This window comes from Novosphingobium sp. 9U (genome assembly GCF_902506425.1).
In the GTDB taxonomy this organism is placed as follows: Bacteria; Pseudomonadota; Alphaproteobacteria; order Sphingomonadales; family Sphingomonadaceae; genus Novosphingobium.
The window spans coordinates 2,688,202-2,707,078 of the sequence record NZ_LR732469.1; the positions used below are offsets into that span (position 1 = coordinate 2,688,202).

An 18,877-nucleotide genomic window follows, 5' to 3' on the forward strand; every position below is an offset into this window, starting at 1 on the left:
CAAGGGTGGGCGTGTGGCCGCGACCTCTCGATACAACCCTGCCCTTGCCGCCGACCGCGCTGCCGCTTATGCCGCCGCCCCGATGCAAGCCTCTCGCGACCGCGATCCCCTGCCCTGGTGCCTGGCGATCGGCTTCGCGTTCCTGCTCGTGTGCCTCCACCGGCTCGGCATTCCGAACAAGATCTACTTCGACGAAGTGCATTACGTGAAGGCGGCGCGCAAGCTGCTGCAGGGCCTGCCTGCCAATCGAGAGCATCCGATGTTCGCCAAGGAGGTGATCGCCGGCTCCATTGCGCTGCTGGGCGATCGGCCGTGGGCGTGGCGCATTCCTTCCGTACTGTTCGGGGTTCTGGGCCTGCACGCTTACGGCCGGCTGGTATGGTACGTCACCTTGCGCCGCCGGGCGACGATCCTGGCCGCGGTGCTGCTCGCGACCGACTTCCTGTGGTTCGCGCAGAGCCGCATCGCCATGCTCGACATGGTCTCGGCGGGCTTGGGCATGGTGGCGCTGTGGCAGTTCGCCGCATTGATCCGCGAGCCTGCGAGGATGCCCCGGTTGAGGCTGGCGGCGTGCGGGATCGCCCTGGGCCTGTCGCTCGGCGCCAAGTGGAGTATAGCCCCCGCCTTGGCGCTGCCGGGCCTCACCTTCCTGGCTCTGCGGATCCGGGAAAGTGGCTGGCGCGTGATCGGAAGCAGAGGGTCAGGTCCGGTGCCTGGTGTCTCGCTGGTCGAAGCGGCGCTCTGGCTCGGCGTGCTGCCGCTCGCGCTTTATTGGCTGACTTACCTGCCGGGCTTTTTCTGGACCGATCGGCCGATCGATCCGCTCGGCTTCGTCCACCATCACCAGTACATGCTCAAGCTGCAGGACAGCGTGAAGAAGCTGCACCCCTATCGCAGCGTCTGGTACCAGTGGGTGATCAACTGGCGCGCGATCTGGTATCTCTATGAGTTTGTAGACGGCGCGCAGCGCGGCATCCTGATGATCGGCAATCCCTTCACCATGCTGGCCGGACTGCCCGCGCTGCTCTGGTGCCTGTGGGTGGGCATCCGGCAGCGGCGCTGGGACGCACTGGCCTTCGTCGTGCTCTACGTCGCGACGCTGATGCTATGGGCGGTGAACGGCAAGCCCATCCAGTTCTACTACCACTACCTCCTACCCGCGGCCTTCCTGATGGCCTGCTTGGCGCTGGCGCTCGACGCGATCTGGTCGCGCGCGGACCGCTGGCGCTGGCTCGCGCCTGCTTCGATGGTGGTGGCACTGGGCATGTTCGTCTATTTCTACCCGATCATCTCGGCCGCCCGCCTGCACCATGGCAAGCAGAGCTACGCGCAGTACATGTGGCTGAGAAGCTGGCGCTGACGGCCTTCCAGGGGGCATAAGAGACCGTCAGCGCCGCATCGGATCGCGTCAAGGGTCAGGCCACGACCCGGTGCTTCTCGTCGCCGGCGCCGGCGAGCATCGCTTTCCAGTTTTCGAGCGTGAAGACGGCCTGGTATTCGGCCTGCATCTCTGCGGTGAGCACTTCGACCATGCGTTCGCCCTCGACCCACAGCTCGATCACGCCGAACGCGCCGCCGCGCTTGCGGTACTTGGCCGGCCAGTCCTCGCGGCGGGCGATCGCGAAGACCTCGTCTTGCGAGAGGTTGGTGGCCATGGCGAAGTGGGTGGCGCACAGACCGCCCTCGCCCGGAACGCCGATCGCGTCGGCGTCGCCCGGCATCTCCATCAGCTCGGTGCCGCGCGGGTAGATCTCGATCGCGGTCCCGCGATCGTCACCGGCATGGGCGATCCAGCTGCCGTCGGCGACGGGCGGGAACGGCGTGGCCTCGCCACCGAACAACTCGGCAAACACAGTAGCGACATGGCGCGGATCGCGCGCATCGATGGAAACGTGGAACAGCATGGGTCTTCTCCCGATCTCTAAAGATGCGGGTCAGAAGACCTCTCGGCTGGGTGAGACAACGCGCGTCCGTCCAAGGATGGATGGTCCGCGACGAACGTCAGCCTGTCAGGTCCATTCCCAAATGGCGAGGACCGGACGCAACTCAGTTGGCGCCGTACTTGCCCCAGACGAACTTGGACGACAGCGCGAAGTTCCACACGGAAGCCATGACCACGCCGACCAGCGCCGCCGGGTACTCGTGGATGCCGTAGTGGACGAGCACTGCCGAGACGCCGACGTTGGCGGTCAGGCCAACCGAGCAGGTGAGCGCGAACTTGGCCCAGCCGCGCATCAGCGGCACGAAGCCGGTCAGCCGCTTGTCGGCATACGTCAGCGCGTTGTTGAGGAAGAAGTTGAACGTCATCGCGCAGACCGCCGCGATCGTCTGGCCGACTTCGAACGCGCCGACCAGCTGCCCCTTCATGCCAGGACCGCCGAACATCGCGAGGATAGCGGTCAGCACGGCCATGTGCACCACCACGCCGACGGCGCCGATCGTGCCGAACAAGGCGAAGCGCGTCGGGATGATCCGGCCCAGCCATTTGTCGTAGAGGCCGACCAGGAACTCGAAGACCACGGTCCGATCGAGCTTGCTTTCGCCCTCGGCACGGGCGGCGAACGCAAGCGGAACTTCCTTGACGCGCAACGGGGTCTCCACGGTAGCGAGGATGTCGAGAAGGATTTTGAAGCCGACGCCGGACAGCCGGTGCGCATCGACGCGCAGGGTTTCGGCGCGCAGCATGAAGAAGCCGCTCATCGGGTCGGTGAGTGTGAGGCCGGTGACCTTGCGCGCCAGCTTGTTGGCGACACCCGAGGCCTTGACCCGGTCCGGCCGGTTCCACGCCTCGGTGCTGGCCCCTTCGCAGAAACGCGAGGCATAGGCGACGTCGTACTCGCCCGACTGGATCGCCTCCAGCATGCCCGGCAGCAGCTTGGGGTCATGCTGGTGGTCGGCATCCATCACGGCGACGACCGGTGCGGCGGTGGAGCACATGCCCTCGATCGCGGCGGAGGACAGTCCGCGCCGGCCGATGCGCTGGATGACGCGCAGCCGCGGATCGCGCAAGGAGATCGCGCGCGCCATGTCGGCCGTGCCATCGGGGCTATTGTCGTCGACGACGATGGCCTCCCAGGCGATGCCCGTGAGTGCGGCGTCAAGCCGCTCCACCAGCGTCTCGAGGTTGTTGCGCTCGTTGAATGTCGGCAGCACGACGGCGAGCTCAAGCGGCTTTGCGGCAGCAGCAACGGCTTGCGCCAGCTCTGATCGAGGCATGTTCATGGGCACGGGGCTTAGTTGGTAAACCTGAAAGAAGCTTTAGCGCAATTTACTTTACCGGTTCATAATGCCGGCAGGCCAGTCCCGCCGCTCACAAAGGCTGCAAGCAAAGTCCAGCCGCTCACAGCCCGCCCACTTACAGAGCGGCAAGGACGGCATCACCGATCTCGCGAGTGCCGGCGCGGCCGCCAAGATCGCCGCCGCGCACGCCATCGGCCAAGGCCTTGCTGACCGCCGCCTCGATGCGCGCGGCGTGCTCCTCCAGCCCGAAGCTGTGACGCAGCAGCATTGCGGCCGAGAGGATCGTCGCCATCGGATTGGCCAGCCCCTTCCCGGCAATGTCGGGTGCCGAGCCGTGGATCGGCTCGTACAGACCATAGGTGCCCTCTGCCAGGCTGGCCGACGCGAGCAGGCCAATGGAGCCCACGCACATGCTCGCCTGGTCGGACAGGATGTCGCCGAACAGGTTGCCGGTGACGATGACGTCGAACTGGCCGGGGTTCTTCACCAGCTGCATCGCCGCGTTGTCGACGTACATGTGGCTGAGCTCGACCTCAGGGTACTCCTTGGCGACCTCGATCACCACGTCGCGCCACAGCTGCGAGGTTTCGAGCACGTTGGCCTTGTCGACCGAACACAGCTTCTTGCTGCGGCCCATCGCGGCGGTGAAGCCGGTGTGCGCGATGCGGCGCACTTCGTCTTCGGCGTAAGACATCATGTCCCACCCCTGGCGGCGGCCGTCCTCCAGCGTGCGGGTGCCTTTCTCGCCGAAGTAGACGTCGCCGTTCAGCTCGCGCACGATCAACAAGTCGATCAGCCGAGCGACTTCGGGGCGCAGCGTGGTGAGGTCTTCCAGGCCCTTGAACACCGTCGCTGGCCGCAGGTTGGCGAACAGCCCCAACTCCTTCCGCAGGCCGAGCACCGCCTGCTCGGGCCGGAGTGCACGCTCCAGGTGGTCGAGCGAAAAGTCTCCCACCGCCCCGAACAGGATAGCCTGGCAAGAGCGCGCAATATCCAGCGTCTCGGCCGGCAGCGGGTGGCCATGCTTGCGGTACGCCGCGCCGCCGACATCGCCCTCGACCAGCTCAAGACCCGGCAGGTCGAGCGCCTGGAGGACGCGGACCGCCTCGGCGGTGACCTCGGGACCGATCCCGTCGCCGGCGAAAACCGCTACCCGCATCGCATTCGCGCCCATGCACATTCCCCTGGCCTCAGACACCAACCAGGCGCGCCCAACGCTCGCGCAAGATTGCGCGCGCCGCCATAACGTCTGCGCGCCGTTCGGCAAGCGGGTAGCGCGCCAGTTCGCGCCCGATGCGATCGAAGGCGTCAAAGATCGCCGGCCAGTCGCCGTTGTCCGGGCGCTTTGCCGCAACGCCATAGCCCAGCTCGCGCAGCAGCAGCACCTCGTAGGAGAGCAACGGAATGGCCCAGCCGCGCGCGGAAGGGGCAACCGTGATCGCCGTCAGCAGTGCCGCCAGGGCATCGAACAGTGCGGGATAGGGCTGGCGTTCGGGGAGCGTGGCGGCGGTGAGCGCCGTAACCCAGGCGATCCCGGCTGCCGGCAGCGGCTCGCCAAGCCAAGGCCCGCGGCTCTCACGCAATTCGACGCGGGCGAAGGGAAGCTGGCTCTCCGACCGGGAGCGGACTTCGGCTTCAACGAGGTTTCCGGGCAGCAGGACCGGTCGCAGTTGTCGGCCTCGCCCGCCTGCGACAAACGCGCCCACTAGGCCCTGCTCGGCCGTGAGCAGGCGGGCGATGACCGCCGTTTCGCCGTGTGGCCGGCTGGCACAGACGATGGCGGGACCGCGGAAGTGCATCAGCTAAGCTGTGGAAGCTGAGACGTCCGCTGGCAAGCATAGGCGCTGGACCGGTTCCGGCATCTCACAGGCTCTCGTCGAAACGCGATCAGCGCGCGCGGCGACGAAATCGGTCTCGGGTCGAGCCGGGATAATCCTACGCCGCGACCGCCTCGCTGCAATCCGCGCACGGCTCTGCTGCCTTCGCCCGATCCGCATCGATCAGCGCGCTCTGTTTGCGGCCCATGGTCCAGTTGCGGCCGAGCCGGACTGAAGGGTTGGGCGCACACCAGATCTCGCCGCTGTCGTTCAGGACGGTGACCCAGATCAGGTTATGCTCCTGACCGTAGTCGATCATGCCGATGGCATAGCCGTCACCCTTTTCCATCACGTGGAGCGGGATCGTCGGGTTCAATTGCGTAAACATAGATCAATCTGCCTTCTGCCGCTCATAACTGCGGCAGCGCAGATCGGTTGCTCGCCCCCAAGGACAGGGGAGGCCGGGTTCAGCTTTTGGCGATCAGCTTCATTTCGAGCTCGTCGACGCGCTTCTTGAGCGCCTCGGTCTCATCACGCGCCTTGACGGCGAGGTCCTTGACGGTCTCGAACTCCTCGCGGCTGACGAAGTCCATTTCGCCCAGCAGTTCCTTGAACCGCTCACGCGCGGAATCGCGAGCCTCGCGGCCGACACCGGCCAGAGTGCCGGCAGCACTGTTCATCAGTTTGACGAAGTCGGCGATGAAGGGGTTTTCGCTTTGCATGTGCCTTAGATGGGCAAATCGGCCCGCCGCTGCAAGAGTTCAGAACTCGATCCGCTCGACCGCGCCGGACGGATGCACGCCATCAAGGTCACGGTTGTCCTGCAGAATCGCGTAGTTGAGGTAGGTCGCGAACAAGATCCAGGCGAGATAAGGCGCCAGCAACCAGGCCGCGCTCGGCCGTATGCGCGCGAACAGCACGATCGTGAGCACAACCGCGGCATCGAGCAGCAGGATGTCGACGAGCGCGCCGGTGATGCGGTGCGCGCCGAAGAACAGCGGCGACCAGGCCAGATTGATGGCGAGCTGCACGGCAAAGACCAGCGCGGCAAGCCCCCGCCCCCTCGCCCCCGCGGCCGAAAGCACAACGGCGAGCGCCAGGCCCATCAGGATATAGAGCACGCTCCAGACCAGCCCGAACGCGGCAGGTGGCGGGTAGCCAATTGGCTTGCGCAGCGCGGCGAACCAGGCCTCATCGGCGCCGCTGCCGGATAGTACGCCCGACAGGATGCCCAGGATCAGCACCACCGGCGCGCAGACCAAAGCCCAGCGGATCACGCCGGCGCGCAACTGCCATGTGGAGGCCAGGAAGTTCATCCGTTCAGCAAACTCTCGAATCGCCCGTTTCGCCGCTGTTGTTGCGGGAACAAGACCATCGCGCAAGAATGCGGTGGACGGTCAGGTGTCCCGCGATGAGTACACCAGGAACTCGACATTGCCCTCAGGGCCGGTGATCGGGCTTTCGACGATGCCGTGAACGGTCCAGCCACTCGCCTCCAGCCAGTCGCGCACCTCGCCGCAGACGCGCGCATGCAGCGCCGGATCGCGCACAACGCCGCCCTTGCCGACCTCGCCGCGCCCGACCTCGAACTGCGGCTTGATCAGGGCGACCAGGGTGCAACGCGCAGCGGCCAGGCGCAGCGGCACCTCCAGCACTTTGGCGAGGCCGATGAAGCTGGCGTCGCAGACGACCCAGTCGCAGGCTGCGTCTATCATCTCGGGCGTCAGGATGCGGGCGCTGGTCTGTTCCAGCACGGTCACGCGCGGGTCCTGGCGCAGCTTCCAGGCGAGTTGGTTGGTGCCGGAGTCGACCGCGAAGACGCGCGCCGCGCCCTTGCTCAGCAGCACGTCGGTAAAGCCGCCGGTCGAGCTGCCGATGTCCATCGCGGTCGCGCCAGCGGGATCGAGGCCGAAGTGCTCGATGGCATGCGCGAGCTTGATGCCACCGCGCGAGACCCAAGGATGATCACGCCCACGTACGTCGAGCACAGCATCGCCGGCGATCTGCTGTCCCGGCTTCGCGATCTTGCTCTCGCCCGAGAACACCAGACCCGCCAGTACGAGCGCCTGCGCCCGCGTGCGGCTTTCCGCCAAGCCGCGGTCGACCAGCAACTGATCGACGCGCACCTTCGCCGCAAGCTTGGGCTTGGCCGCAGGCTTGCGCTTGCCAGCCGGGTCGCTGGATCGAGGCGGAGGAGCGTTGGACATGAGGTGCGCAGGGTTGTGGTGCGGGCCGTCTCATTCCATACCGGCGCGATGAAGGCAAATCTGCTCAGGCCCAGCGCCACCCTCGCCGTGCTTGCGCTCGCCGCTTGCTCGGGCCCGCGCATGATCCCCGAAACGGAATCACGATCGCCTGCCCCTGCTCCTCAGCCGGCACAAGGATCCTCGGCCCTGCCGGCCAGTCCGACGCCGAAGGGCTGGGCCGACTTCCCGGCAACGCCCGGCGACTGGCACTGGAGCAACGAGGGCGGACGATCGACTGCCCGCTTCGCCAACGGCCGCGTCGTGCTGCGCTGCGACCCTGTGCAGCGCACAGTGCGAATCGAACGGAACGAGTCCGGTGTGGCCAGCCGCGCGCCTGCGACCCTGCGCATCGTCACGCAGACGCAGACCCGCGCATTCAACGCCGTGCCGCAAGCCGGAGCATACGCGGTGGACGTGCCGGCGCGCGATCCTCTGCTCGATGCCATGGCCTTCAGCAAGGGACGTTTCGCGATCGAGACCACCGGCCTGCAGACGCTCTATGTGCCAAGCTGGACCGAGGTGAGCCGGGTGATCGAAGACTGTCGCTGAGCCCGCGACCACGCTCCTCGTCAGCCTGGGGAAAACCTGCGCGGAGCCGCAGATTTTGGCGGCAAAAAAAATCTTTGCAAGACTTGTTGTGCGCTGCGCAATGACCCACAAATGGTGCAAGGCAGGATGGTTCGGGCGGCAATAAACCCGCATCTTTCGGCCCCAGCCGCTCAGCAGCGGCGCTTATGGCTCAACAGCGCGAAAGGAGGTGATCCGATGTCTCATGGTTCAGCAGAGAGGTCGGCTTTTTCCGTCGCGAGGCATTATCGCTGAAGTTCATTCAGTAGGCGATAGAGGTTTCGCTGGCGGCACTTCCGGCCGCTGACCATGTGAAGGGCCGTACCGAGGCTTCGGTGCGGCCCTTCTCATTTGCACCGACGTTGCACTCGTCGCCGCGACGCGCAAGTGGTTCAGGCGCAGGCACAAGTTGGCTCCCATTGCCGCACGCCTCGGATTACGCCATCTGCAGAAAATTTCTCTACGCTTGCCTTTCTTGTAATTTTCGTACAAGGCGCGCCGGCACATCACAGCAAGGACCTGAAGCAATGGCGACCCTCGCCGAACCCGCCCTGCAATTCACCACCCGTGATCTCACGTCGCCCGTTAGTGCGCAGGATCGAGCGGCGGTATTGGCCAATCCGGGTTTCGGCACGAAGTTTTCCGAGCATATGGTGACAATCGAATGGTCGGAAGAACGCGGCTGGCACGATGCGGTTGTCGGCCCTCGCCAGCCGATCGCGCTCGATCCGGCCTGCGCGGTGCTCCATTACGCGCAGGAGATCTTCGAGGGGCTCAAGGCCTATCGCCACCCCGATGGCAGCGTGGCGCTGTTTCGGCCCTACGAGAACGCCCGGCGCTTCAATCGTTCCGCCGAGCGGTTGGCCATGCCCGCACTGCCCGAAGACGTCTTCGTGGAGTCGGTCCGCCGCCTGGTGGACGCGGATCGCGATTGGCTGCCGACTGTCGAAGGCGGCTCGCTATACCTTCGACCCTTCATGTTCGCGTCTGAGGTGTTCCTCGGCGTGCGGCCGGCCAAGGAGTACAAGTACGTCGTCATCGCCAGCCCAGCGGGCAACTACTTCAAGTCGGGCGCCCCGGCCGTCTCGATCTGGGTGAGCGAGGACTACACGCGCGCGGCGCCCGGCGGCACCGGCGCGGCCAAGTGCGGCGGCAACTATGCCGCCAGCCTGGTCCCCCAGGCCGAAGCGATCGCCAAGGGCCACGACCAGGTGGTGTTCCTCGACGCGGTCGAGAACAAGTGGGTTGAAGAGCTCGGCGGCATGAACCTGTACTTCGTGTTCGATGACGGGACGCTGCTGACGCCGGCACTCTCCGGCACGATCCTGCCCGGGATCACCCGAGACAGCTTGCTGGCGCTCGCACGCGATGAAGGGCTGAGCGTGCAGGAAGGCCGCTACAGCATCGATCAATGGCGCGAAGATGCGCAGTCCGGCCGCCTGGTCGAGTGCTTCGCCTGCGGCACCGCCGCGGTCGTCACACCGGTGGGCAAGGTCGCCTCGCGCTCGGGCGAGTTCACCATCGGCAGCGGCGGCCCGGGGCAGCTGACTCAGAAGCTGAAGAACCGGCTGGTCGCCATCCAGCGCGGCGAGGCGCCCGATCCGCACGGCTGGGTCATCAAGGTCAACTGAATCCAGCGGCGCCGATTGACTCAGTCGAGCGGCGCCACGTCCACCGAGAAGAACATCGTCTGCTGCGATCCGCCGCGGAAGGTGCCGCCGAGCGGCGACACGTCCGAGTAGTCCCGGCCCATGCCGATGAACACGTGGTCGGTGTCAGCCAACTTGTCGTTGGTCGGATCGAAGCCGATCCAGCCCAGTTCTTCGCCGCACCACAGGTTGACCCAGGCATGCATCGCGTCGGCACCGACCAGCCGCTGCTGCCCCGGCGGGGGCAGCGTGCGCAAGTAACCGCTGACGTAGGCCGCCGGGATGCCATGCGCGCGCGCGGCGATGATCATCACGTGGGTGAAATCCTGGCACACCCCGCGCCGCTGGTTGAACGCCTGGATCGGCGGCGTGTCGGGATACGTCGCGCGCGGATCGAAGGCGAACTGGCTGTGGATCGCGCGCATCAGCGCACGACCTGCCTCCATCACCGGCATGCCCTCATGCAGGAACCCGCTGGCCCACAAGGCGATGTCGCGCTCCGGCTGCGCGATGGGCGAGGCAAAGATGTACGATGCAGGGCCCAGCGCCGACAAGTCGGGCAAGGTCATCGCACGCTCGCGCAGGGCGGCCAGGCCGGGCCCGCCCGCCTGCAGGAGCGCCGGTGCCAGCGGCTCGCGCGTGACGGTGAAGCGGCTGTCCACCTGAAGGCGCGTGATCGGCTCACTCAAGGTGAACTTGCTTTCGTTGACGTGGTAGGCGCCCTCTCCCTCGATCAAGGCGCCGGGCCAGGGGTTCACCGTCAGCGCGAAGTCGGTCACCGACTGCCCCGGCCATTGCGCCGGTCGCAGCCGGACGTTGAAGCTGGCGAGGCGCACCGGTGCGGCATACTGGAGCGTCGTGCTGTGGCTGATCGCATAGCGAATCATTCGAGCAGGCTCGCGCTGCTGCCGTCGTCGGTCGGCTCAAACTGCAGGAAGTAGCGGACCGATATCGCATCCGAGAGCGCCAGCAGCCGGCTCTCGACGTCACCCAGTTTCACGCCCTCCATCTCGGGCGCCGTCGCCGCAGAGAGCGTGCCTAGCAGCGCCTGACTCTCGCGCAAGGGCTGCTCGGGCAAGTTGTCGGCGCGGATGGTCGGCAGCTTGCGCAAGTGCTCGACGATCTCGGCGACCTGGAACATCAGCGAGCGCGGGTTCTCCGGGTCGAGCAGCACGAGATCGAACACCGGGTTGCGCATCGCGCCCGTCAGATAGCGCGATCGGTAGACGATCTGGCTGTCGCACAAGTCGAGCAGCGTTCCCAGTTCGTCCGCGCTCCAGGCACCGCCGCCGTTGTAGATGAAGTGCCGTGCCACTCGGCAGATGCCGAGCGCCCGCTCGATCCGCTTGCCAAGGTCCAGGAACCGCCAGGCATGGCCCTGAACCATGTTCTCCGAGGCGAGGCCCGCCAGCGCGCTGAACCGTTCGATGAGGCCATTCGCCGTTGCCAGCATCGTCTGCGGCCGCTGCGCATCGACAGCTGGAAGCGGCTGGCTGACGATCCGCCACAAGTCGCGCGCAAACCGCTCACGCAGGCCCGCGCCCACTTCGTTGCGCCGCGCGATCAGTGCCGCAACACCCCCGCCGAGGCGCCGCTCGGAAAGGACGGCAGCGCAGATCGTCGGGAAGGACTGGCTCACCACCGGCCCATCGATCGCGGCCCACTTGAACAGCAGGTTGGCGAGCGTGCGACGCACGGCCTCACCGCCGCGATCGCCATCGGCTTCGATCGATCCACCCAGGATCGCGCGCGCGATACGCACCGTCAGCTCGGCGCGTTCGTTGTAGCGGCCGAACCAGAACAGGTTGTCCGCAGCCTGGCTGGCGAGGATGCCGCCGCCTCGCGAGACCGGCGGCTCGGTTGCCAGCACGCCCGGCGCCTGGGCGGCGCTGGATGCCGCATCGACGATCCAGCAGTCGGCGGACAAGTCGCCGTTGCCGATCAGCGAGGTCGGCAACGTCTCATTCGCGGCGATCCGGGCGAAGCCGCCGGGCATGACCGTCCACTCGCCATCTGCCGTGCGGGCGACGAAGGCTCGCAGCGTGAACGGGCGAGGCACCACCTCGCCGTCGATCACCGCCGGCGTGGTCGAAAGCTGCACCACTTCCTGCGCGCAATAGTCCATCGGCCGGCGTTGCAGCGCCTCCAGCAACGCGCTGCGGCGCGCGGGATCGAGGCTCGCGCCTTGGACCGGATTGTTGTCGTCCAATCCAGCGACCGGCTGACCGAACGCAGGCACCAGCGCGAGTTCGTCGAAACGGCGCTGGACGATCGCCGCCTCACGCTTCTGGCCGCACCACCACGTCGCAACGGTGGGCAGGATCGGCGCCTCGCCCAACAGCAGTCGGCACAGGCGTGGCATGAAGGCGTTGAACGCAGGCGATTCCAGCACTTCGACGCCCGGCCAGTTGGCGATCTCCAGGCCGCCCGCGACCCAGGCGTCGAACATGTTGGCGACACCGATCTGCGATTTGGCATCGAACGTCAGCGGATCGAGCGCGTTGGTGTTCACCCAGCGCCAGACCGCATCGACGCGCTTGGGCCCGGCGATGGTGCCCACGAACAGCTTGTCGTCCTGCACCGACAGGTCGCGACCTTCGACCAGCGGCAGGCCGAGGTAGCGTGCCAGGTGCGCCTGCTCGGCATAAGTCTGGTTGAAGCGGCCGGGCGTCAGCAGTGCGATGCGGGGGCGTTCACGCCGGCAGTCGGCCGCGATGCCTTCGCGCAGGCGGGCGAAGAAGTCGGCCAGGCGGCGCACGTGGTTGTCGGCCAGCAGGGCATCGGTGGTGCGCGTCATCGCGAGCCGGTTCTCGAGCGCATACCCGACGCCCGTCGCCAGCCGCACCCGATCGTTGAGCACGCGCCACTGACCCTTGGGCCCGCGGGCGAGATCGGCGGCGTAGACGTGAATGAAGTGGCCGCTGCCGGGGCCGCGGCCGAGCATCTTGCGCGCGAAGTACGGACTGCCGGCAATCACCGCGGCGGGAAGATGGCCTTGCGCCACCAGCGACTGCGAGCCGTAGATGTCCTCGGCCAGCCGCTCGAACAGGGTTGCCCGTTGAATAAGCCCGCGCTCGACACCGGCCCATTCGTCGGCGCCGATGATCAGCGGCAGCGGCGTGACCGGCCAGGCGCGCTCGTCCTCGTCGCCGGCGATGCGGAAGGTGAGGCCGAGGTCGTCGATGTGGCGGGCGGTGGTCTCGGCCAAGCTGGCCGGGTCACCCTGTGCCGACGCGGCGAGCCCGGCGACGGTGGCGTGCCACTTGGCCGCGACTTCGGGCGCGGCGCCGGAGTAGAGGTCGCGCGTGGTGGCATCGACGGGGTAGGTGTCGAGCCAGTTAGATTGTGTCAGCGTCTGTGAAGCCACCTAGCCCTCTCCCCTGAAGGGGAGAGGATCGCGTAGCTTGGCCCGCGAGGGCCTAGCGCAGCTTGGAGAGGGGTTTCCGGCGGTCGAGAGGCCGCGCACCCCTCTCCAACTCCGGCTCGGCAGCGAGCCGCCAAGCCTTCGTATCCTCTCCTCGTGCGGGGAGAGGGCTAGCGGATCAATGCCCACGCAAAGGCCGGCGCAGGTCCAGAGTATAGGGGAACTCGCCCGGTAGTTCCTCGGGCGGCGCGTCCAGCTTCCCCGGCGAGTGACCATGCTCCTGGAAGCGCGCCTTGCGCCGAGCCTCCGCCTCGTAGCCGTTGATCGGCACGTCATCGTAGTTGCGTCCGCCCGGGTGCGCGACGTGGTAGACGCAGCCGCCCAGCGAACGTGCGTTCCAGGTGTCGAAGATGTCGAAGGTCAGCGGCGCATGCGCGGGCATCAGCGGGTGGAGGCACTCGGCCGGGGCCCAGGCCTTGTAGCGTACGCCGCCCACGCCCTGCGCTTTTCCGGTCGAAGTCAGCGGCACGCGGCGGCCGTTGCAGGTAATCACGTGGCGTCCCTCGATCAGCCCGGTCGCCTTGACCTGCAGCCTCTCCGTCGAACTGTCGACGTAGCGCACCGTTCCCCCGATCGCGCCGGTTTCGCCCAGCACGTTCCAGGGTTCGAGGGCGTGGCTGATCTCCAGCGTGACGCCACCGCCAACGACCTCTCCGTGCACCGGGAAGCGGAACATGCGCTGCGCCTCGAACCAGGCCGGGTCGAAGTGATAGCCGGCACGGTCAAGGTCGGCGAGGACATCCAGGAAGTCCTCCCACACGAAATGGCCGAGCATGAAGCGATCGTGCAGCTGCGTGCCCCAGCGCACCAGCGGGCCATCTACCGGCTCCTTCCAGAACCATGCGGTCAGTGCGCGCAGCAGCAGTTGCTGGGCGAGCGACATCTTGGCGTCCGGCGGCATCTCGAAGGCGCGGAACTCGACCAAGCCGAGGCGACCGGTGGGGCCATCGGGCGAGAACATCTTGTCGATGCAGATCTCGGTGCGGTGGGTGTTGCCGGTGAGGTCGGTCAACAGATTGCGGAACAGGCGGTCGACCATCCAGGGCGCGGGCTGCTCCTGGTCTGGGCCGGGCACCTGTGCCAGCGCGATCTCCAGCTCGTAGAGGCTGTCGTGGCGCGCCTCGTCGATGCGTGGGCTCTGGCTGGTGGGGCCGATGAACAGGCCGGAGAACATGTAGCTGAGCGAAGGGTGCCGCTGCCAATATGTAACGAAGCTTTTCAGCAAGTCCGGCCGGCGGATGAACGGGCTTTCCAGCAGGCTCGGGCCACCCAGCACGATGTGGTTGCCACCGCCGGTGCCAATCGAGCGGCCATCGACCATGAACTTGTCGGCAGTCAGACCGATCTCGCGCGCGGCGTCGTAAAGGGTCTCGGTGATCTCCACCGTCTCGCGCCACGTGGCGCTGGGATGGATGTTGACCTCGACCACGCCGGGATCTGGCGTGATCTTCAGCACCTGGATGCGCGGGTCGGGCGGCGGCGGGTAGCCCTCGATCCGCACCGGCACACCGCGCTCCTTGGCGACGACTTCGATCGAGGCGACCAATTCGAGGTAGTCCTCCAATGCCTCCGTCGGCGGAATGAACACCGCGAGGAAGTCCCCGCGCGGCTCGATCGTCACGGCGGTGCGGACAGCGCCTTCGATGTGCTTCTGCTCGACGATCTCCTGGGCGTTGCCCTCAGGGCCCGCGACGCGCTCGGCGCGTTGTTCGGGCACGGCAGCCTCGCGCACCTCCTCGCCGCGCTCCATCACCTGGGTGCGGTAGTCTGCCAGCGGCTCCAGCGGCTGTGCGGTGTCACGCGGGTGGATGTATGGGTAGTCGCTCGGCGGCACGTACGGAAGCGAGCCGAGCGGCAGGCGGTAGCCGATGGCGCTGTCGCCCGGCACCGCGGTCAGCGTGCCCTTGCGGACCTTCCACTGCTCGCTCTTCCAGCGCGGGACTTGGCTCACTTCGGCGTTCCAGCGCTGCACGGGCAGGACGAAGCCCACCGGCTTGTCGAGCCCACGACGATAGGTGCGGCGGAAGCGGCGCGCCAGTTCCTCGTCGGCGATCTTGGGATCGAGCGGAGTGACGTTGACGGGCAAGTCCTCCTCCTTCTCCGCCCATTCCGCGACGTCTTCGAACACCGGCTGCACAAAGTCAGCCTCCAGGCCAAGGTTCTGCGCGGCGGCCTGCAGGATCTCACCGGCGACCTCGATGGGGATCGTCGGCACCGGCTCGGCCTCATCGCCCTTGCCCATCGGCTTCTCACCTGCGAGCAGCGAGGCATCGGTCCAGATCGGCACGCCGTCCTTGCGCCAGTAGATCGAGTAGCCCCAGCGCGGCAGGCTCTCGCCGGGATACCACTTGCCCTGCCCGTGATGGAGCAGCGATCCCGGCGCGAACTTGTCGCGCAACAAGCGGATGAGCTTGTCGGCATAGGCCCCTTTGGTCGGGCCGACGGCCTCGCCGTTCCACTCGGGCGCGTCGAAGTCGGTGGCGGCGATGAAGGTTGGCTCGCCGCCCATGGTCAGGTTGACCTCGCCTGCGGTCAGGTCGGCATCGACCTGGTCGCCCAGCGCCAGCAGCGCGGACCAGCGATCCTCGGTGAAGGGCTTGGTGATGCGCACCGCTTCGGCGATGCGGCTGACGTCCATCTCGAAGTGGAAGTCCACCTCGGCCGGCTCGGCCAGGCCCTCGATCGGGGTGGCGGAGCGGTAGTGTGGCGTCGCGCAGAGCGGAATGTGGCCCTCGCCCGCGAACATGCCCGAGGTGGCATCGAGCGCGATCCAGCCGGCGCCGGGCACGTAAGCCTCGGCCCAAGCGTGCAGGTCGGTGACGTCCTGCTGCACGCCTTGCGGCCCCTCCTTGGGGATCACGTCGGCGACCAGCTGAATCGAATATCCAGAGACGAACCGCGCCGCGAAGCCCAACCGTCGCAGCAACTGCACCAGGAGCCAGCCGGAGTCGCGACACGATCCGATGCCTTCCATCAGCGTCTGCTCGGCGGTCATGATGCCCGCTTCCATGCGGATCACGTAACCGACCCGGCTCTGCAGCGCCCGATTGATCTCGACCAGGAAGTCGACGGTGCCACCGGTGTACGAGGCATGGCTGGCTACCAGCTCGTCGAACAAGGGGCCTTGGTCCTCGACTTCGAAGTAGGCGGACAAGTCCGTCTTCAGCGGCTCGGGATAGGTGAACGGGTATTCCTGCGCGTAGGGCTCGACGAAGAAATCGAACGGGTTGATCACCGCTAGTTCGGCCAGCAAGTCCACCTCGACAGAGAAGTGGTCGACGGGCTCGGGGAAGACCACGCGCGCCAACCAGTTGCCGTGCGGGTCCTGCTGCCAGTTCAGGAAGTGCTCGGGCGGGCTGATCTTCAGGGAGTAGTTGGGCACGTTGGTGCGGCTGTGCGGCGCAGGCCGCAAGCGGATCACCTGAGGGCCTAGACGGACGCGCTTGCTATAGCTGTAGCGGGTCAGGTGATGGAGGGCGGCCTTGATCATTGGCGGCAGCTTGCGCCAATCGATGCTGCACTGCAACCGTAGCGTGCCGGGCAGGTTTAGCCTGAGTTGGACTGTGCGACTGACATTCTCACGCCCGGCTTTGCTTTTTGACAATGCCCGCTAAGCTTTGACCCGGCACCGCAATCTGACGCAAGTACGCCCGAGCCAGAGCCGTCCCGGCGGGCGATACAAGGGAAACCATGCTCGAAGCTCGCGAGACGACGACCACGCAAGTGTCGGATGAAGAGGAAACCCCCGTCGCCACCTCTCCGGCGCGTTTCTTCAATCGGGAGCTCAGCTGGCTGGCCTTCAACGAGCGCGTGCTGGCCGAGGCGGAGAACCCGCACTACCCGCTGCTGGAGCGTCTGCGCTTCCTGTCGATTTCCGGCAGCAACCTCGACGAATTCATGACCGTTCGCGTCGCGGGGATCGCCGGGCAGATCCGCCGCTCTATCGACGAGATCTCGATCGATGGGCTTACGCCGACCCAGCAGCTAGGCGCCGTGCACGAGCAGATCCTGGCGATTGAGGCCAGCCAGCAGCGGATTTGGGCCGACCTCAAGACCCAACTGGCGGACTGCGGCATCCGTGTCGTCGGCGAGCAGCACTCGGGCAGCGAAAGCGATCGCTGGCTGAAGAACTATTTTCTCGAACACATCATGCCGGTGATCACACCGCAGGCGATCGATCCCGCACACCCCTTCCCGTTCGTCGCCAGCACCGGCATCGGCGTGCTGTTCTCGCTCACGCGGGTGGCGGACAATGCGCCGGTCATGGAGATGATCCTGGTCCCGCAAGCCCTGCCCCGCTTCGTGCGGGTGCCGGGGCCGGACGCCATCTACATGTCGATCGAGGACCTGATCTGCCGGCATGCCGACGAGATCTTCCCCGGCTTCAAGCGCAACGGTCACGGTGTCTTTCGCGTCCTGCGCGACAGCGACATCGAGATTGAGGAGGATGCCGAGGATCTGGTGCGCTACTACCGCACCGCGATCCAGCGGCGCCGGCGTGGCACGGTCATCGTGCTGCAGTTGCAGGGCAAGTTCGATCCCGCGGCGGAGGAACTGCTGCGCGCGCAGCTGGCGCTCGACAAGGCACTGATTATCAAGACCGGGGGTATTATCGGCATGGCCGGCCTTTCGGCGCTGGTGGACGAGGATCGGCCCGAGCTGAAATTCGAGCCCTACTCGCCTCGCTATCCCGAGCGGATCCTGGAGCACGACGGCGATTGCTTCGCGGCCATCCGCGAGAAGGGGATCGTCATCCAGCACCCCTACGAGAGCTTCGAGGTGGTGATCGACTTCCTCAAGCAGGCGGCGCGCGATCCCGACGTGATCGCCATCAAGCAGACGCTATATCGCGCCGGCAAGCAATCGGCCGTGGTCAATGCGCTGATCGCCGCGGCCGAAGCCGGCAAGTCGGTCACCGCGGTGGTCGAGCTCAAGGCCCGCTTCGACGAAGAGCAGAACCTGCTCTGGGCGAGCCAGCTGGAGCGCGCCGGAGTCCAGGTGATCTACGGCTTCGTCGACTGGAAGACCCACGCCAAGGTCTCGATGGTAGTGCGCCGCGAGGGCGATGCCTATCGCACCTACTGCCACTTCGGCACCGGCAACTACCACCCGATCACCGCGCGCATCTACACCGACTTGTCCTACTTCACCGCGCAGCCGGCGGCCGGGCGCGACGTTGGCAAGCTGTTCAATTTCATCACTGGGTACATTGAGCCCAAAAAGACCGAGCTGCTGTCGATCTCGCCGATCAGCCTGCGCTCGACGCTCTACGAGTGCATCGATGCCGAGATCGCCAATGCGCAGAAAGGCTGCCCGGCGGCGATTTGGGCCAAGCTCAACTCGCTGACCGACCCCGGCCTGATCGACCGGCTCTACGCCGCGAGCCAGGCCGGCGTCGACATCGTGCTGGTGATCCGCGGCATCTGCTGCCTGCGCCCCGGGATCGTCGGACTCTCGGAGCACATCACCGTCAAGTCAATCATCGGCCGGTTCCTGGAGCATGCCCGCATCTGGGCTTTCGGCAACGGTGCCGAGTTGCCCAGCCGCAAGGCCAAGGTTTTCATCACCTCGGCCGATGGCATGAGCCGCAACCTCGACCGCCGGGTCGAGCTGCTGCTGCCGATCCGCAACAAGACCGTGCACGACCAGGTTCTCGGCCAGGTCATGCTGGCGAACCTGCTGGATACCGAACAAAGCTGGCTGCTGGAGAGCGACGGCAGCTATCACCGGGTTGAACTGGCGGAGGAGAAGAGCGAGAAGCCGTTCAACCTGCACCGCTACTTCATGACCAACCCGTCGCTTTCCGGGCGCGGCGCCTCACTGACCAGTGGACGAAAGGTGCCCAAGCTGTCGCTACGCCGCGGCAACATATGATAGCGGGCGTGGCATGAGAGCAGTCCGGGGGAACCGGACCTGACGGGAAGCGCTAGACAA

At 66.4% G+C, this 18,877-nt stretch carries 15 protein-coding genes; 4 read left to right on the top strand and 11 right to left on the bottom strand.

Going from position 1 to position 18,877, the window contains the following annotated elements:
• Window positions 1-82 precede the first annotated feature (82 nt).
• Window positions 83-1,360, top strand: coding sequence for a phospholipid carrier-dependent glycosyltransferase (locus GV044_RS12540; protein ID WP_159870209.1), 1,278 nt, complete (start codon window positions 83-85; stop codon window positions 1,358-1,360).
• A gap of 55 nt (window positions 1,361-1,415) precedes the next feature.
• On the opposite strand, the gene GV044_RS12545 is transcribed toward GV044_RS12540, so the two are convergent.
• The 8 genes from GV044_RS12545 to GV044_RS12580 form a co-directional block, all read right to left on the bottom strand.
• Complete coding sequence (locus GV044_RS12545) at window positions 1,416-1,904, bottom strand: hypothetical protein (RefSeq protein WP_159870212.1); 489 nt, start codon at window positions 1,902-1,904, stop codon at window positions 1,416-1,418.
• A 142-nt stretch (window positions 1,905-2,046) separates the two neighbouring features.
• A complete protein-coding gene (locus GV044_RS12550) occupies window positions 2,047-3,222 on the bottom strand; it encodes a glycosyltransferase family 2 protein (protein ID WP_159871464.1) in 1,176 nt (391 codons plus the stop codon).
• 133 nt (window positions 3,223-3,355) lie between these two features.
• On the bottom strand, window positions 3,356-4,399 hold the full coding sequence (leuB, locus tag GV044_RS12555) for a 3-isopropylmalate dehydrogenase (RefSeq protein ID WP_159871467.1): 1,044 nt from the start codon (window positions 4,397-4,399) through the stop codon (window positions 3,356-3,358).
• A 31-nt stretch (window positions 4,400-4,430) separates the two neighbouring features.
• Window positions 4,431-5,039: a DNA repair protein RecO gene (locus GV044_RS12560; RefSeq protein ID WP_159870215.1), complete on the bottom strand. Its 609-nt coding sequence runs from the start codon at window positions 5,037-5,039 to the stop codon at window positions 4,431-4,433.
• A 136-nt stretch (window positions 5,040-5,175) separates the two neighbouring features.
• Window positions 5,176-5,445 carry a hypothetical protein gene (locus GV044_RS12565; protein ID WP_159870218.1) on the bottom strand — a complete coding sequence of 90 codons (270 nt, stop codon included), beginning with the start codon at window positions 5,443-5,445 and terminating at the stop codon, window positions 5,176-5,178.
• Between the two features lie 79 nt (window positions 5,446-5,524).
• Complete coding sequence (locus GV044_RS12570; protein WP_159870221.1) at window positions 5,525-5,779, bottom strand: accessory factor UbiK family protein; 255 nt, start codon at window positions 5,777-5,779, stop codon at window positions 5,525-5,527.
• 39 nt (window positions 5,780-5,818) lie between these two features.
• Complete coding sequence (locus tag GV044_RS12575; RefSeq protein WP_159871470.1) at window positions 5,819-6,373, bottom strand: TspO/MBR family protein; 555 nt, start codon at window positions 6,371-6,373, stop codon at window positions 5,819-5,821.
• Window positions 6,374-6,454: 81 nt separating this feature from the next.
• The gene (locus GV044_RS12580; protein WP_159870224.1) at window positions 6,455-7,264 is read right to left on the bottom strand and encodes a TlyA family RNA methyltransferase; all 810 of its coding nucleotides are present in this window, start codon (window positions 7,262-7,264) and stop codon (window positions 6,455-6,457) included.
• Window positions 7,265-7,312: 48 nt separating this feature from the next.
• Between GV044_RS12580 and GV044_RS12585 the strand changes: the two genes are divergently transcribed.
• Both GV044_RS12585 and GV044_RS12590 read left to right on the top strand, forming a co-directional pair.
• The gene (locus GV044_RS12585; protein WP_159870227.1) at window positions 7,313-7,852 is read left to right on the top strand and encodes a hypothetical protein; all 540 of its coding nucleotides are present in this window, start codon (window positions 7,313-7,315) and stop codon (window positions 7,850-7,852) included.
• A gap of 545 nt (window positions 7,853-8,397) precedes the next feature.
• Window positions 8,398-9,501 carry a branched-chain amino acid aminotransferase gene (locus GV044_RS12590; RefSeq protein WP_159870230.1) on the top strand — a complete coding sequence of 368 codons (1,104 nt, stop codon included), beginning with the start codon at window positions 8,398-8,400 and terminating at the stop codon, window positions 9,499-9,501.
• A gap of 20 nt (window positions 9,502-9,521) precedes the next feature.
• Here the strand turns inward: GV044_RS12590 and GV044_RS12595 are convergent, their stop codons facing one another.
• From GV044_RS12595 to GV044_RS12605, 3 genes are all read right to left on the bottom strand, one after another.
• Window positions 9,522-10,406, bottom strand: coding sequence for a transglutaminase family protein (locus GV044_RS12595; protein WP_236554903.1), 885 nt, complete (start codon window positions 10,404-10,406; stop codon window positions 9,522-9,524).
• Entirely contained in the window at window positions 10,403-12,886 is a 2,484-nt protein-coding gene (locus GV044_RS12600) for a circularly permuted type 2 ATP-grasp protein (protein WP_201299060.1), read from the bottom strand. Before GV044_RS12600 ends, GV044_RS12595 begins: the two co-directional genes overlap by 4 nt.
• A gap of 175 nt (window positions 12,887-13,061) precedes the next feature.
• On the bottom strand, window positions 13,062-16,433 hold the full coding sequence (locus GV044_RS12605; protein ID WP_159870233.1) for a DUF2126 domain-containing protein: 3,372 nt from the start codon (window positions 16,431-16,433) through the stop codon (window positions 13,062-13,064).
• A 200-nt stretch (window positions 16,434-16,633) separates the two neighbouring features.
• On the opposite strand from GV044_RS12605, the gene GV044_RS12610 reads away from it, so the two are divergent.
• Window positions 16,634-18,817, top strand: coding sequence for an RNA degradosome polyphosphate kinase (locus GV044_RS12610; RefSeq protein WP_159870236.1), 2,184 nt, complete (start codon window positions 16,634-16,636; stop codon window positions 18,815-18,817).
• Window positions 18,818-18,877: the final 60 nt, after the last annotated feature.